The organism is Mesorhizobium sp. M7A.F.Ca.MR.176.00.0.0 (assembly GCF_004023165.1).
Taxonomy (GTDB): Bacteria; Pseudomonadota; Alphaproteobacteria; order Rhizobiales; family Rhizobiaceae; genus Mesorhizobium.
Map to the genome: position 1 here is coordinate 34575 of NZ_RZTC01000014.1, position 15997 is coordinate 50571.

15 protein-coding genes are annotated in these 15997 nt (G+C 60.7%); 1 reads left to right on the forward strand and 14 read right to left on the reverse strand.

What is annotated here, in order from left to right:
- Window positions 1–419: 419 nt before the first annotated feature.
- From ccoS to EOB59_RS07415, 9 genes are all read right to left on the reverse strand, one after another.
- Complete coding sequence (gene ccoS / locus EOB59_RS07375; protein ID WP_081714250.1) at window positions 420–575, reverse strand: cbb3-type cytochrome oxidase assembly protein CcoS; 156 nt, start codon at window positions 573–575, stop codon at window positions 420–422.
- Between the two features lie 5 nt (window positions 576–580).
- Window positions 581–2860 carry a cation-translocating P-type ATPase gene (locus EOB59_RS07380; RefSeq protein ID WP_024502868.1) on the reverse strand — a complete coding sequence of 760 codons (2280 nt, stop codon included), beginning with the start codon at window positions 2858–2860 and terminating at the stop codon, window positions 581–583.
- Window positions 2857–3354 carry a FixH family protein gene (locus EOB59_RS07385; protein WP_024502867.1) on the reverse strand — a complete coding sequence of 166 codons (498 nt, stop codon included), beginning with the start codon at window positions 3352–3354 and terminating at the stop codon, window positions 2857–2859. The genes EOB59_RS07380 and EOB59_RS07385 overlap by 4 nt, the downstream gene beginning before the upstream one ends.
- Entirely contained in the window at window positions 3351–4910 is a 1560-nt protein-coding gene (ccoG, locus tag EOB59_RS07390) for a cytochrome c oxidase accessory protein CcoG (RefSeq protein WP_024502866.1), read from the reverse strand. Before ccoG ends, EOB59_RS07385 begins: the two co-directional genes overlap by 4 nt.
- Before the next feature lie 166 nt (window positions 4911–5076).
- Window positions 5077–5940, reverse strand: coding sequence for a cytochrome-c oxidase, cbb3-type subunit III (ccoP, locus tag EOB59_RS07395; RefSeq protein ID WP_024502865.1), 864 nt, complete (start codon window positions 5938–5940; stop codon window positions 5077–5079).
- 2 nt (window positions 5941–5942) lie between these two features.
- On the reverse strand, window positions 5943–6092 hold the full coding sequence (locus EOB59_RS07400) for a cbb3-type cytochrome c oxidase subunit 3 (RefSeq protein ID WP_024502864.1): 150 nt from the start codon (window positions 6090–6092) through the stop codon (window positions 5943–5945).
- An 11-nt stretch (window positions 6093–6103) separates the two neighbouring features.
- Entirely contained in the window at window positions 6104–6835 is a 732-nt protein-coding gene (gene ccoO / locus EOB59_RS07405; RefSeq protein ID WP_024502863.1) for a cytochrome-c oxidase, cbb3-type subunit II, read from the reverse strand.
- Window positions 6835–8454 (reverse strand): cytochrome-c oxidase, cbb3-type subunit I, encoded by a 1620-nt coding sequence (gene ccoN / locus EOB59_RS07410; protein WP_024502862.1) that lies wholly within the window; start codon window positions 8452–8454, stop codon window positions 6835–6837. The genes ccoO and ccoN overlap by 1 nt, the downstream gene beginning before the upstream one ends.
- 491 nt (window positions 8455–8945) lie before the next feature.
- Entirely contained in the window at window positions 8946–9689 is a 744-nt protein-coding gene (locus tag EOB59_RS07415) for a Crp/Fnr family transcriptional regulator (RefSeq protein ID WP_024502861.1), read from the reverse strand.
- Window positions 9690–9841: 152 nt separating this feature from the next.
- On the opposite strand from EOB59_RS07415, the gene hemN reads away from it, so the two are divergent.
- On the forward strand, window positions 9842–11191 hold the full coding sequence (gene hemN, locus EOB59_RS07420; protein ID WP_024502860.1) for an oxygen-independent coproporphyrinogen III oxidase: 1350 nt from the start codon (window positions 9842–9844) through the stop codon (window positions 11189–11191).
- Window positions 11192–11420: 229 nt separating this feature from the next.
- Here hemN and EOB59_RS07425 read toward each other — a convergent pair whose 3' ends face one another.
- The 5 genes from EOB59_RS07425 to trbL are packed head-to-tail and all read right to left on the reverse strand — an operon-like array spanning window position 11421 to window position 15968.
- Window positions 11421–11663 (reverse strand): DUF2274 domain-containing protein, encoded by a 243-nt coding sequence (locus EOB59_RS07425; RefSeq protein WP_024502859.1) that lies wholly within the window; start codon window positions 11661–11663, stop codon window positions 11421–11423.
- Between the two features lie 12 nt (window positions 11664–11675).
- Window positions 11676–12890, reverse strand: coding sequence for a TrbI/VirB10 family protein (locus tag EOB59_RS07430; protein WP_024502858.1), 1215 nt, complete (start codon window positions 12888–12890; stop codon window positions 11676–11678).
- Window positions 12887–13912: a P-type conjugative transfer protein TrbG gene (trbG, locus tag EOB59_RS07435; RefSeq protein ID WP_127232321.1), complete on the reverse strand. Its 1026-nt coding sequence runs from the start codon at window positions 13910–13912 to the stop codon at window positions 12887–12889. The genes EOB59_RS07430 and trbG overlap by 4 nt, the downstream gene beginning before the upstream one ends.
- 1 nt (window position 13913) lies before the next feature.
- Entirely contained in the window at window positions 13914–14645 is a 732-nt protein-coding gene (gene trbF, locus EOB59_RS07440; RefSeq protein ID WP_024502856.1) for a conjugal transfer protein TrbF, read from the reverse strand.
- On the reverse strand, window positions 14646–15968 hold the full coding sequence (gene trbL / locus EOB59_RS07445) for a P-type conjugative transfer protein TrbL (RefSeq protein ID WP_126057783.1): 1323 nt from the start codon (window positions 15966–15968) through the stop codon (window positions 14646–14648). It lies immediately after the preceding gene.
- Window positions 15969–15997: the final 29 nt, after the last annotated feature.

The window sequence follows — 15997 nt, forward strand, 5'->3', positions numbered from 1 at the left end:
ACCGTGAAGGTGCTGATAATGACGACCAATCTTTCCGTAAGTCATGCATTTCTCCGTCGAAGACTGGTCAATAGACCACACCGATGAGTATGACCCTGATCTGGATCAGCCAGACATGACCAATCGGCACTGGCGGTTCACGGTCAGGTGATCGACCGTGACGTTCCACTTTGGAACCCGTGCGCACATTGCCAAGCTCTCGTCCGGCCACGCGAGGTACTCTCGTGGCATCAGCCGCCTCATACTGGGTGCAATGGTAGGCAGTCCTTCGCACGACAGAGGCTTTTCACAAATGTAGTGTGCAGCTTAGGTCAAGATGGTCATGGAGCATGGAGCATGGAGCATGGACAGCTTGTTCCCGACCGAGCCGGCTCGACTGACGAGCGCGATCCGCGCATCTTATGCACAGCGGATTGAAATCAGCGTTCCGGTTTGTCGTCCCGATCAATTAGTATCCGCTCGGCGGCTCCGTCGAGATCTTCGTATTGACCGCTTCGCAATGCCCAGACGAAGCCGGACACACCCAGTGCACCCAGAAAAAGGGCCACTGGTATGAGATAGAGCAACGTCGTCACGAGGATTATGCCGAATAGCTGACTGCGGAGCGTCCGACTTTTTGAATAACTTGCAGCGTCGCATTCGCCCCGAAGCCGTGCAAGCGCAATGCGTTTCCAATAACAAGCACCGATGAGGCAGACATGGCAATCGCCGCTAACAAAGGCGTGGCGTGGCCCAGGATGGCGATCGGCACGGCGACGGCATTGTAGACGATCGCAATCGCGATGTTCTGGCGGATCAGGTGTCCCGCCTTGCGCGAGACGTCCAGCGCGAGAGGCACTGCCAGAAGGCTTTCGCGCAGGAATACGAAGTCGGCGGCATTGCGGCCAATGTCGGCGGCGGTGGCCGGAGCGATCGAGACATGCGCCGCGCTCAGCGCCGGCGTGTCGTTGAGGCCGTCGCCAACCATCAGAACCTTGTGTCCGTCTTTCGCCAGGGTCTCGATGCGCTCGACCTTGCCCGACGGCAGCAGGCACGGAACGAAGTCGTCGACACCCAGCATTCTTGCAACTTCGCCGCAGGCACCTGCGGTATCGCCCGACAGCATTTGCATCGACACCCCAGTATCGTTCAATCGCTTGATCGCCGCCGCCGCGTCGGCGCGCAGCGCATCCTCGAAATCGAAGGTCGCGACAATGAACCCGTCTTTTGTCAGCACCGTTCCGCCATAGCCATGGTTGCCTTCACCACCGGTCCGGGCCTTCCATCCAGCCCATCCGCGTCGACCCAGCCGCCAGATGCTTCCGGCGACAGTGGCTTCGATCCCGAACCCCGGATGCTCTGTGACGGCATCGAATTTGTGTTGCCCGCCAGGAGCGGCAAAGCCGGTTATGGCCTTTGAAAACGGGTGACGCGAGTGCGCGGCCATGTCTGCCGCGATTGCCAGCATGGCCGGATCGATCGACGATGCATTGAGGAGCCGGGGTTGTCCGAGCGTGAGCGTTCCGGTCTTGTCGAACACTGCGTTATCAATCGTCGCCAGGCGCTCCATGGCCGAACCGTCCTTGACCATGATGCCGTTCTCGAACAGACGCCGCGCGGCGACCACCTGAACGATCGGTACGGCGAGGCCGAGCGCGCACGGGCAGGTGATGATCAGAACGGCAATGGCGATGGTTATCGCCCTATGCCAGTCGCCGGTCACCGCCATCCAGCCAAGGAACGTCGCGAAGGCTGTGAGATGAACCACCGGGGCATAGAGCGCTGAAACGCGATCGGCGATCCGGCGATAATGCGCGCGGCCGCCCTCTGCGGCTTCCATGAGCCGAACCATTTCCGCCAGAAACGAATCTTTCGCGGCGGCTGTCGCCTCAATCGTCAGCGGGCCGGTTAGGTTGAGGACACCAGCCTGCACGGCTTCGCCTGCTGCAACGCTTCGAGGCGTGCTCTCGCCCGAGACAAGCGAACAGTCCAGATCCGATGCCCCTTGAATGATTTTGCCGTCGACGGGTATCCTTTCGCCGGCAGCAATCAGCAGCTGCATCCCTGGTTCGATCTCGCCAACCGGCAGATAGTCGCGTGCGCCGTCGCCGCGCAGCACCATGGCGCCACGTGCGGCCAACTGGGACAGGCCTTTCACGGCGATCCGGGCACGTTCGCGCATCACGTGATCCAACGTGCGGCCGATCAACAGGAAGAACAGCAGCGACACCGATGCATCGAAATAAGCATGGTCGCCATGGTTGATCGTCTCATAGAGGCTCATGGCGTAGGCAAGCGACACCCCGACCGCGATCGGCACGTCCATGTTCATGCGGCCGTGGCGCAACGCATTCCAGGCCGAGCGGAAGAAGATGCCGCCGGCGAAGGCGAGTGCAGGGATGGCGATAAGCGCAGAGACCCAGTGGAACAGGTCGCGGGTAGCGCCTTCGGCACCGGACCAGACAGAGACCGAAAGCAGCATGATATTGCCCGCCGCGAACCCGGCAACCGCGACGGCGCGGATCAACTCCGAAAGCGTCCTGTCCTTTTCATCAATCTCGGGGGCGAAGAGATGCGCCTGGTAGCCGAGCCGTCCAAGCGCGGCGACGAACGGTGGAACCTCGTCGCCACGCCAGCGGACCGAGACCCGTTTCGTCGACAGGTTGACGCGGGCGCTCTCGACGCGATCGAGCGTTCCCAACGCCGTCTCGATCGTCTGGATACAAGCTGCGCAATGAACGCTCGGCACCGAAAGATCGGTTTGGCGGAGATCATCGCCAAGCGATCGGCTCGCCAGCCTGATCTCCTGACTAGACGGCAGGACCGACGTGGTGCTGCCCAGATCAAGCGCCATTTCGGCGCCCGGTGCACAACAACTCATTGCAGCGCTCCATGGGAAATCATGATCCTGCGGACGTCGCGATACGGTTTATCCAGACCGGCGTCGGCGTCGACTTCGACAATCCAGACGCCGTCCTTCGGCATGTGCTGGGCTGCGAATTCCTGGCCCGAGGCGGGTGCGAGGGTGACCGACTTGTCCTCCTTCTCGTACGCGGGATGGCGAAACAGCACCTTGACGCCGTGCAGGGGAACCGGCTTGCCAGCGGCATCGGTGAGGCTGTAGCGGACTTCACCCCATGCGATGGTCAGCTTGCCGGTCCAGCCAAGGGCTGCCTGTGCCCGTCCTTCCGTGGCCTTCTTGTTGAATTGCTGGCTCGCCACATAGGTGTTTTCGACGACGAGGCCAGTCCAGCTTGTGCTGGCGAGCGTCGCCATGGTCAAATTGACCGCGATGATCACGCCGAAAAAGGCGAGGATGATGGCCAGCATGTGCCTGCCGGTAAATTCACGAGGCTTTTGTACATTGGCAGTCATCTGGGGGCCTCCGGCGCGTTGAAGGTGGCGGTGTACTCGTTCGATTCGAAGCTGGCTCTGTCCTCGACGCGGAACTTGAAAGTCTGCGCCGGCGCGCGGATCTGGCCCGCGGGCTGGCGCACGAAGACTTTCAGCATTTTCAGGCGGTCGGGTTCGACCGGAATGGCGAATGAGCGGCCTGCCGGGATATCTTCGCCGACCACGCTCATGTCAGCTCCATCCAGGCCTTGGATCGTGACGACGAGCGTCCGCGGCTCCGGGATCATGTTGAGCAGCTTGACGGTATAGCCATTGCGGATGGAGCCGTCGGACAGCGTGACGAACTGAGGATTGCGATCATGCAACACGTTTAGTTCGAGCCGGTCGCGCGTCAGCAGGGAATAGAGCAGGCCGAGGCCGATCAGCGACCACAAGCCCATGTAGACGTAGGTGCGCGGCCGAAAGATCTTGCGGATGTGGAAATGCGCTACCTTGTCGGAGAACAGGCCATCAGCGGTCCTGACCAGCGACGGGTTGACTGAACTGGAGCCGCCCGCGGTTGCCAGCATCATATTGGTGTTGTAGTCGGAGAGCGTCGCGTAGGAGATCAGCCCGCGCTCCTTGCCGAGCTTGTCCATGACGCCGTCACAGGCGTCGATGCAGAGCGCGCAGGTGATGCATTCGAGCTGCTGGCCATCGCGAATGTCGATCCCCATCGGGCAGACCGCGACGCAGGCATTGCAGTCGACGCAGTCGCCGACGGACTGCCCTGCAGCTTGCACCTTCTTCGCATGGCGAGAACGCGGTTCGCCGCGCCAGTCATTGTAGGTGACGGTGAGCGAACTTTCGTCGAGCATGGCCGCCTGGATGCGCGGCCATGGGCACATATAGGTGCAGACCTGTTCTCGCATCAGCCCGCCGAACGTGTAGGTGGTCGCCGTCAGGACGGCGACGGTGATGTAGGCGACGGGCGCCGCGGTGCCGGTGAAGAGTTCGCCGACCAGCGTCGGCGCATCGGCAAAATAGAAGATCCAGGCGCCGCCAGTCGCCGCGCCTATGACGAGCCAGATGGTGTGCTTGAACACGCGCAGCATGAGCTTGCGCGCGGTCCAGGGACCTGCATCGAGCTTCATGCGGGCGTTACGGTCCCCCTCGATCGCACGTTCGACGACGAGGAACAGATCGACCCACACCGTCTGAGGGCATGCATAGCCGCACCAGGCACGGCCGACAGTCGAGGTGATCAGGAAAAGACCGACGCCCGCCATGACCAGGAGGCCGGCCACATAGAAGAATTCCTGGGGCCATATCTCGATGAAGAAGAAGTAGAAGCGCCGGTTCGCGAGATCGAGCAGGACTGCCTGGTCCGGGGCAAATGGACCGCGAGCCCAAGGCAGCCACGCAGCCAGGTAATAGATGCCAAGTGTGATCGTCATCACCAGCCATTTGAAGCGACGAAAGTTGCCCGAGGCGCGCTTCGGAAAGATCTTTTGACGCGCGGCATAAAGCGGCTTGCGGGTTTTGGCGGAATTGACAGTTTCTGTTTCGAGCCCTGTCAACTGCGTCTTGTCACGCATGTGCAACTCCACTTTCCCAGCCGATGTCAGGGGCACCTGTCGTAAAGCCTCGCCGTAGGATAGCCTTGCCGGGTTGTGCAGATCGCATTAGGGATGGTGTCGAGGCCCGGCTCACGCCAGGCCTCGTCCGCTTGGCAGGGGGGACCGAAGAATAGGGCTTCCATTCCTATTCTCCGCCGCCAAGCGAATGGACATAAACTGCAAGTTCCTTGACCTTGATCTCGCCGAGACGGCCAACCCAGGCCGGCATGACGCCCTGTTTTGGCGCACGGACCTGTGCGGCGATGGCTGTCTCACCGGATCCATAGAGCCAGATCGCATCGGTCAGGTCGGGGGCGCCGAATTCCCTGTTGCCTTTTGCATTGTCGCCGTGACAGGCCACGCAATTCTCGGCAAAGACCTTGGCGCCGGGTTGGATCAGACTTGCATCGCGGACCTTGCCGGAAAGGCTGGCCACGTAGGCGCTGACTTGTGCGATCTGGTCGGCGGTAATGATGTCGCCGAAGGCCGGCATTTCCGACAGCCGCGTTTCCGCATCAGTCGCAAAGCGGATGCCGTGCGTAATCGTCTGCTGGATCTGCTCGGCCTTGCCGCCCCATAGCCAGTCGTCGTCGTTGAGATTGGGAAAGCCCTTGGAACCCTGGGCGCCGGAGCCGTGACATTGTACGCAATTGACCTTGAAAGCGGCGCCACCGGCGGCGATTGCGAATTCGCGCAGGCCGTCGTCCGCGGCGATTTCCGAGACGCTCTTGGACTCCACCGCCGAGATATATTTGCCCTTGGCGGCCTCAGCCGCGGTCAGCTCGTTCCTGACCTCGTTGCGGCTGGAATAGCCGAGCACACCCGTTGTCGCCGAGTGCAACAGAGGCCATGCTGGATAGGCAATGGTGTAGCCTATCGCCCAGACAATGGTGACGTAAAAAGTGATGACCCACCATCTGGGAAGCGGGTTGTTCAGCTCCCGGATACCATCCCATTCGTGGCCGGTGGTCGAGACGCCAGAGATTTCATCGATATGCTCGTCGCTCATGATCACTCGTCCTCGAGCGGAATGCGGGCCGCTTCGTCGGCCAGCCTTCGGCTGCCGGGGCGTAGGGCAAAGGCGATGCACCCCACGAAGAACAGCGCCATCGCAACCAGGCCCCAGCTGTCGGCAAACGCCCGCATCAAATTGTAGGTCATCAGCGTTCTCCTCAGCGGTAGCCGGCGGCTTCGTCGTAATTTTTGAAGTCGACCAGTGTGCCAAGCATCTGCAGGTAGGCGAGCAGGGCATCCATTTCGGTGACCTGTTGCGGGTTGCCGTCGAAGTCGCCGATCTTGGCTTTTGGGTAACGCGCCTCAAGGCCTGATGTGTCGGCATTGGGATCGGCCTGCGCCCCCAGATCCGCATTGGCGTGGGCGATCATGTCATCCGTGTAAGGGACGGCTACAAGCCTGTTGGCGACCAGATGCGTCGAGAAATCCTTCACGTCGATCGGCGTGTCTTTCAGGAACCCATAGCTCGGCATGATCGATTCCGGCACCACCGAGCGCGGGTCGGTAAGATGCGCGACATGCCATGCATTCGAGTAGCGGTCGCCAACTCTGGCGAGATCCGGCCCGGTGCGCTTCGATCCCCACTGGAAGGGGTGATCGTACATGGACTCGGCAGCCAGGCTGTAGTGGCCATAGCGCTCAACTTCGTCGCGGAACGGCCTGATCATCTGGCTATGACAGAGGTAGCAGCCCTCGCGCATATAGATGTTGCGCCCGACAAGTTCGAGCGGCGAATAGGGGCGCATGCCTTCCACCTTCTCGATCGTATTGTCGAGATAGAAGAGAGGCGCGATCTCGACGATGCCGCCGACCGTCACCACGAGCAGCGAGCCAACGAGAAGAAGCGTGGCGTTCTTCTCGATGATTGCGTGTTTGTCCATCAAGCCCATTACCTGGCTCCTGATCGCGCAGGTCGGATGGCGACGGGGCTCGGCATCGGCTCCTCCTCGCGCTGGTGGCCGAGGATGGTCCTGGTGATGTTCCAGGCCATGATCAGGGCGCCGGAGAGGTACATGGCGCCGCCGATGGCGCGCATGACATAGTAGGGGTGCATGGCGGCGACGGTTTCGGCGAAGGAGTAGACGAGGAAGCCCTGCTCGCCATATTCGCGCCACATCAGGCCCTGCATGATGCCGGACACCCACATCACCGCGGCGTAGACGACGATCCCGAGTGTCGCCAGCCAGAAGTGCCAGGTGACGAGCCTCAGCGAGTAGAGCCGTTGACGGTTCCAGAGCTTCGGGACCATGTAGTAGATCGCGCCGAACGAGATCATGCCGACCCAGCCGAGCGCACCCGAATGGACGTGCCCGATGGTCCAGTCGGTATAATGCGACAGCGAATTGACCGCCCGGATCGCCATGATGGGGCCTTCGAAGGTCGACATGCCATAGAAGGCGACGGCCATCACCATCATGCGTATGATCGGATCGGTGCGCAGCTTGTCCCAGGCGCCGGACAGCGTCATCAGGCCGTTGATCATGCCGCCCCAGGACGGCATCCACAGCATGATCGAGAACACCATGCCGAGCGTCTGCGCCCAATCGGGCAAGGCGGTGTAGTGCAGGTGATGCGGCCCGGCCCAGATGTAGAGAAAGATGATAGCCCAGAAATGGACGATCGACAGCCGGTACGAATAGACTGGCCGGTTCGCCTGCTTGGGCACGAAATAATACATCATGCCGAGGAAGCCGGCGGTGAGAAAGAAGCCGACCGCGTTGTGGCCGTACCACCATTGCGTCAAGGCGTCCTGGACCCCTGAAAAGGCGGAGTAGCTCTTGGAGCCCAGGAACGAGACTGGTATGGACAGGTTGTTGACCACATGCAGCATCGCGATGGTCACGATGAACGACAGGTAGAACCAGTTGGCCACGTAGATATGCGGTTCCTTGCGCTTCAGGATCGTGCCAAGGAACAGAATGAGGTAGGCGACCCAGACGATGGTCAGCCAGACATCCACATACCATTCGGGTTCGGCGTACTCGCGGCCCTCGGTGATGCCGAGCAGGTAGCCGGTCGCGGCCATGACGATGAAAAGCTGGTAGCCCCAGAAGACGAACCAGGCGAGATCACGGCCGAAGAGGCGCGCGCGGCAGGTGCGCTGCACGACATACAGAGACGTGCAAAGCAGCGCGTTGCCGCCGAAGGCGAAAACGACACCGGATGTGTGCAACGGCCGCAAACGACCGAAATTGAACCAGGGCTGGATGTTGAGATCGGGGTAGGCGAGCTGCAGCGCGATCACCACGCCGACCAGCATGCCGACGACACCCCAGAACACGGTGGCGATCGCGCCGTAGCGGATCGGACCATCCATGTAAGCGGATGGGTCAATCGGAGCTGCTGGCCTGAACTCCGTGTTGCGCAACAGGATCGCAGTGAAACCAGCCACTGCGAAGAACAACACCCACATGTGTCGGCGGAAAGGTTCATCCACGCCGAAGCCGGCGGCCACCAGGGCCGCAAAAGCGAACACGCTTAGAAGGACGATCTCTGTGCCGAATTTCATTGCAGATCCCGATCTCGAATCTGGTGGATGCCAAATCCGCAGCGCACTAATCGCGCAGCCGCCGCCCCCTCGCCCTGATCTATGTCAGGCCGCACGATTTTGTGCGGCGCAATCAGCAGGTGGCGAATGAACGAGGAACGCAGCGCGGGCTCACCCCCTCATGGAAGGCGTTCCCTGGGTTGGGCGGGCGCAGACGCGATCGCTGAGGCGAAAGCTGAGGCTCTGCGCGCGTTGGATGCTATTGCCGATGCCCTGCCAAACGTTGTTCGGATCCCATTGGAAACGAACGCGATCGTTCCGCCGAGCCGTGGCAGATTAAGGACCATGCTTCGCCGGTATGTGCCGAAACACACCTGGCGATTGGTCACGTTCCTATCAAAGGCCGAAAGCTGTTTGTCTCGACCGTGACGCCGCTTCGTCGAAGGCGCGGCGACATCGCATTAAAAGGCAAACACGGCCCGCCCCGGAGTCATGCGACATGGCCTCGCCGCTTAGGGCCGCTCGCGTCCGCCGCCACAGCGCTTCTCCAGACGGCTTATGCTGTCCACCGTCACATGGCGTGCGTTCTCAATCCGAATCACCCCGTCAGCCCGCAATCGCGTCAGTTGGCGGCTCACGGTCTCGCTGGTGATTCCAAGGAAATCAGACATTTCGGCACGCGTCAGCGGCAGATCGAAGGAGGCCGACCCGGAAGCCGCATCGAGACTGGAATCGATATTCCGGGCCATCATGAGGAGAAAAGTCGCCACCTTTTCCGGAGCTGTCTTGCGCCCCAGCGTCACCATCCACTCGCGCGCCTCATCGAGTTCATTCAGCGTCTGTTTGAGCAGGCGATGCTCGAATTCCCGTGACGCCTTCATCATCCGTTCGACGGCCGCTCGCGGAAACGAACACAGCGTGACTGCTGTTGCCGCTTCCGCATTGATCGAGCTTTCCTCCTTGAAAGGACGTCCCAGAAAATCCGGTGCAAACTGGAGACCGACGATCTGCTGGCGCCCATCCGACAGGCTCTTTGATAGCTTTACCACGCCTGAAAGCACGTTGGAGTAGCTGTCGACGTTCTGTGCCTCGCCGGTCAACTCCATTCCTGACTCGATCCGGCGACGCGAGCAAGTCTTGGCGAGCCCAACCAAATTGTCTGGATCGAGCGCACCGCAGACACCGCGACGCCGTGCCTCGCAAGGGAAGCAAAGAACAGGAATGCCGGAACTATGAATGTCTTGCCGAAAGGTCATGCGTTCGCCTTACCCGATCCTAACTGCCGGCAGGATACCCATCCAGGGTAGAGAAATCCTGCGGCGGTTTGTCCATGAGCGCGGCTGATCGAGATCAGGGTCTGCTTCAGCGATGCGTGCAGTGTTCCGGCGGGCAACACGGTGAACGCGAGATGCAATCGGAAATAGCTGTCAAACTCAGCGAGAACGTCCCACGCTACACCAGCTATCCGACGGCGCCGCATTTCCATTCGGGGATCGATGCTGCCATTTACCGTGGCTGGTTGGAGACGCTGGAAAGCGGCGACGAAATCTCGCTGTACCTGCACATTCCTTACTGCGACAAGCTCTGCTGGTTCTGCGCCTGCCACACCAAGCAGACGCACCAATATGAGCCGGTGGCCGCTTATCTGCGCTCGCTGAATGCCGAAATCGTCACGATTGCCGGTCTGGTGAGCGGCAAGGCACATGTCCGTGCAATCCACTTCGGTGGCGGTTCGCCAACTATTCTGAGGCCCGATGATATGGTTGCTCTTGGAGCGGCCTTGCGGGACAGCTTCGACCTTCTCCCGGATGCTACGGTCAGCATCGAAATCGAAACCAACGACATGGACAAGGCGCGCCTTGATGCACTTGCTCAAATCGGCGTAACGCGGGCGAGCCTCGGCGTGCAGGATTTCGATCCGCAAGTGCAAAAAGCAATTAATCGTGAGCAGAGTTTTTTGCAGACCAAGGCAGTCGTCGACGGGGTTCGTTCGCGGGGCGTCGAATCGGTCAATCTGGACCTGCTCTACGGGCTCCCGAATCAGACACGCGAGACGATCTGTTCCACGGTGGCGCAGGCACTGACCTTGGAGCCAGACCGGATGGCCCTGTTCGGCTACGCACATGTGCCCTGGTTCAAGAAGCATCAGACGATGATCGACGAGGCATGGCTGCCGAGTCCCACTGAGCGTTTCGCCCAATCTCAACTCGCGGCGCGGGCAATTGTCGCCAAGGGATATGAGGCAATAGGACTCGATCATTTCGCGAAGCCCGACGATGCGCTGGCCATAGCGGCCCGCGCAGGGGTTTTGCATCGCAATTTTCAGGGCTACACTGAGGATCGCTGCCCGACACTCATCGGACTTGGCCCTTCGTCCATCGGTCGTTTTCGCCAAGGCTACGTGCAGAACATGGCTTCGACTTCCGGGTACGGGCGCATGGTTGCGGATGGCGGGTTGGCTGCCGTGCGCGGCGTTGCCCTTTCCGACGACGATCGCGTCCGTGGCTGGATCATCGAGCGGCTGATGTGTGATTTTGCCTTCTCGGCAGTCGACCTGGTGGAGCGGTTCGGCAAAGCCGGCGAGCAGCTCCTTCATCGCTCGAGGTCCATCGCACTCCACGATCCTGCCCGAGCGCTTGAATTCGATGGTGACAGTTTCCTCGTACGGACTGAAAGTCGCCCCTTCATTCGAACCATCGCGGCCAAGTTCGATACATATTTCAAAGGGGGAACGGCGAGGCACTCGGTGGCGGTCTGAGCAAAGCACAGTGCGCTCGCCGTTTGGTCGATCGGCGAACCAGCTGCGTTCGTTTTGACCGCTCATAGCCGACTACCGCATCAAAATCGAAAATGCAAACTTAGGCTGTTGCGCGGTATCTCCTTCCACATCCACTCTTGCGCATACCTGCATTTCAAGGTGTTTGATCCTATGCTTCGCAGGTAGGTCGCGACAGCTAGGCAATGTTCCAGCTGCCCTAGCGGAGGAGTCACGATTTTCCGGCAAGCTCCGTCGGCAGACGTTCTTTTCTGGCCTTGGCAAAGGCTCGGTCGCCTTCCAGAAACGCCGCCAGCATGAAAGGGATGAGTTCTGCCACGGTTTCAGACTGACCATAGGTCTGACGGTAAAGTGCAGCATACTCCTTGAGTGTTTGGCTCAGCTCCGCGCTGACGGTAATGGTGATCTTCGAAGCTGTTCGGTCCGGAAGTTTTCCAAGTTTCAGGTCAGCCATGATAACTCCTGCTCAACTGGCGTATGGCCGCAGCACGATGTCCTTGTGCACGATGACGCGCAGTGGCCAACCTGGGCGGACGACGATGGTGGGCTGGATATTGAGGTTTTTTTCGGTGATGCGCTGGCCGGCTCGACTGGCGTTCTGCTGGGCTGATTCCCGGATCGCCTTGACCAGATCGCTCTCGTTTTCGCCGAGGCTGAATTCTGTGCCGACACCGAGCAATGTGGCAAGCGCCACTCCCTTGATCATCTGCCAAGTGTGGAAATCGACTTTGTCTTCCAGCCCTGCGTAGCCGGCGGTGTCGCTCGCGGGCAGATTGTCGATTTCGGCCGACGAGCCGTCGGGCAGCAGAATGCGCTGCCAGACCAGCAGCGCTCGCTTTTGCCCGAACGCGACGACGCTGTCGTAGACGCCGATAAGACGTGAGCCCTGCGGAATCAGCAATATGTTGCCCGTGACCGTGTCGTGCACATTTTCGGTGACTTGCGCGACCACAAGGCCCGGCAAATCGGAATTGATGCCGGTGATCAGGCTGGCGGCAATCACGCTGCCAGCCATCAGTTGATATGGCGAGATCGGCGTCTGAAGCGCATGCGGATTGTAGATCCCGCCAGTGCTCCGCTGGCTGAGAAAATCAAGCTTTCGCTGCTGATTGTTCTGGTCGCCTTCCGCCGCCGCCACCGAGGCTGACGCGCGTCCTGCTTCGGATTGGGGAAGCGCCTCAAATGGATGCTGAGCAGTTTGCACGCTCTCTCCGACATCTGTCTGTTGAGCTCGATTTTCGACGCGGAAAAGCACCCGCGATTCACGCGCTTCGATCGCCTGCTGCGCTAGACGCTGCTCCTCGGCCGAGATGTCTTGGCCCGGCACGATGCCGAGCTGGCGCTGCCGCTCGAGGATGGGGCGGCCGAGGTCGCCCGGCAAAGGTAGCCCAAGGACGGGAGGCTTCGGCTTCATGCCGGAATAGTCATGGGGAAGCGTATCGAGTCCCTCGGCGGTTGGTTTGCGCTGAGTGTTGTAGAGATCTTCCGCCTGATCCCTGATGCGAAGGGCCGGCCCCTGGAGGGCGATCATGGTAACGCCGAAGACAGCGCCGGATCCGAGCGCTGCGATCGCGATGATCACACCGCGCCTGAACCGCACCACGCGGCGGGGAGAGGCCCGAAGCTGCAGTTCCTCGGGATCCAGTTTCGGCGGGATGCCAGAGCGGGAATTTTCGATCATGAGCCCTCACCTCGCCGGCTGCCGCGAAAGAGCGAGATCCGCCGTTGCGGTTGCCTGCCGTCAATCCTGCTGATGCGGATCACCTGCTGCCGCTTGGTGCCGAGGCGAAGTTCGGCCGCGGCGAAGAGCCGATCGACGATGTAATAGTTGCCGCGCACGCGATAGTTGACGAGCTCGCTGCTCCCATCTGCGCCGACGATGAAGAGTGGTGGCGCCTCGCCCTGATCTATGCGACGAGGGAACTCAATATAGACCTTGCTGCCGTCGTCGAAGGCTCGCGTCGGTCTCCAGGGCGGTGTGTCGCCACTGATTGAGTAGCGAAAGCGAAGGTTTTCGAGCGCGATATTCGACGCGACCGGTGTAACTGCCTCGGCTTGAGCATTGCGCTGGCGAAGCGCGATGATCTGGTCTTGGCTGTAGGTCCAGGAGATTGCCGCCATTGCGGTCTTCTCGGTGCTTTGAAGCTGCAAATGATAGGTCCGCCGGTCCGTCGTAATGACGACATTGGTGGCAAGACCCGGCGCGAAGGGTTTTACCAGAACATGGGTGCGCTGATTGTCACCGGTGCCGCTTGCGGTATCGCCAATGACCCAGCGCACGGTGTCGCCAGCCGACACGGCGGTTAGTTTCTCGCCCGGCTGCAGAGCGATGTCGGTCACGCGCTCCGGCGCGGCATAGAGTTGATAAAGCGCGCCATCGGTGAAGGGGTAGACTTGCACTGCATTAACATACCCGTACTTGGTGGGTTGCTGGGTCGCGGCTTTGTTGGCATCAGCGACGCGTTCTTCAGGAGGGCGCTTGTCCTCGGCCTTGCCGGGCTCGGGCTGCATTTGGCCAGGCAGCGGCAGTGGTTTTGGCACCTCGACAATTCTAATCGGCCTCTCCGGCGCTTTTTCGATCGCGGCCGGTTTGAAGTCGGCAGCGTCATAGGAAATCTCAGGCGGCGGCACCTTCTTCGATGCACAAGCGGAAACGACCGCTGCCGACACCGATAGGATCAGCACGGCACGAATCGGTGACATTTTACCTTTCATTGGTGGACTCCGTCGGAGAAAGGGGGGCTGGGACGGCGCTGTCGAGCTCGCGTGACCAGTCAATGGCATTGATGAAGACGCCGAGCGGATTCTTGCGCAGCTGATCCGTATTGCTTGGCGAGCGGATCACGATCGTGAGGATCGCAGTCCAGCGCATCGTGCTGGCAAGGCTTCCGCGCTCAAACACCTGCTCGGTCCATTTGACCTGGAATGAACTTTCGGAGGCTCTGACCACGCTGGTGACCTGTACCGAAACACTGCGCGTTCCGATCTGACCGAAGGGGTCGTTCGCCTTGGCGTATTCGTTGAGGAAGAGCGCTGCGCGATCGCTAGCAAAGTCGTACGCTGCCAACCAGTTCTGCCGTACCAAAACCGGATCGGTGGAAACGGAACGGACATTCTGGATGAAGCGGCCGAGATGCCAGGCGATCTGAGCATCCGAGGGCTCATAATTCCGGATCGCCGGCGCGACGGCGTGCGTCTCGCCGAAGCCATCGACCTCGACGACATAAGGCACGACACGGCTTTGCATCGACTGCCATACGAGTCCGCCGGAAAGCCCGGTCGCCAAGGCCAGGCAGCCAAGGGCCATGATCCGCCAGTTCCTGGCCTGCAGTCGAGATGAGCCGATGCGCTCGTCCCACAGCTGGGCGGCTTTTTGATACGGCGTGACCGGTTCGGGTGTTTTGCCGTAACGGTGCACGGGTCGCTTGAAGAGCATCTAGTCATCCTTGTCGTTGAGAGAGGGGTTGGCGCTGCCTCCCGGCCGGTCTCCGTCTCGGACAGCTTGCATGGCAGCGTGGCGATTTGCCCGGGCGGTCTGTTCAGAACGTAGGCGCCTTGCCCACGTCGGCGCCGAAACAGTGGCCGAACCGGCAGAGCGTTCGGTCATTGACGCTGTCGGCGCGCCGCCGGTCGCGGTCCACGCGGCATCGCGCCCGGCATCGGCGTTGCGCCCAACACTTGCAGTGGCGGATCGCGCTATGCGTATAGCGGCGCCGCCAGCTGCACTGGTTACACCATGCATTCCAGCAGCCACACCGGAGAGGCCAGCGTCGGGCGAGGTTGCGCGCCCGATCTGCCATGACGTGGAAGCAGCCGATCCCATTGTTGTGCCGGCTCGGATGGCGGCGAGACCGCCGCTGGTTGCCATACGCGCGCCAGCAAATGCTGTGCCTCCAGCAACGAGTGATACACCCGCTGCCGCCGCGGTCGTGCCGAGGGCGGCGCCCGCCCCAAGCTGCGGTGCGCCTGAGACAAGACCCGACGCGATCCCCGGCCCAAAAATGCCAAGGCCAAGCAGTGCCAGTGCGCCCAGTACCTGGGACATGGCACCGGCAAGATCCGGCTCCTTGCCTTGCAATGCGGAAGCGAACTCCCCGAAGAGCGTGGAGCCGATACCGACAATGACGGCGAGCACCATCACCTTGATGCCTGACGAGATAACATGGCCGAGCACGCGTTCGGCCAGGAACGCTGAACGGTTCCAAAGTGCGAATGGAACCAAAACAAAACCTGCCAGCGTGGTGAGCTTGAACTCTAGGATGGTGATGAAAAGCTGGATGGAAAGGATGAAGAAGGCGATGATGACCAGGAACCAGGCCATCAGCAGCACGAAGATGGTCAGTGCGTTGCCGAAGATTTCCGGGAAGCCCAGGAGCTGACTGGCTTGGTCAAGCATTGGCCAAGCACCTTCGAAACCGGTCGCGGCAATGCGGCCCGGGCGCAAGAGATTGTCTGCCGACAGATTGCCGGCCGACGCCTTAATCCCGAGACCGGCAAAAGAACGATAAACGATATCGGCGAGGTTCTTGAAATTGTTCAGAATGAAGGCGAAGACGCCAACATAGAGCACCTTGCGGACAAGCCGGCCGAGAACGCTGGTTTCGTCGCCGAGCGCCCACGCCAGGCCGGCAAGTGTGATGTCAATGCCGATCAGAATGGTAGTGAGGAAGGCGAGGTCGCCCGATAGCAGACCGAACCCGCTGTCGATGTAGCGGATGAAGGTCTCCATGAAGCGATCGATGACGCCAAGGTCGTTCATGCCGCTGCCTTTCTCGTCGTGATGAACTC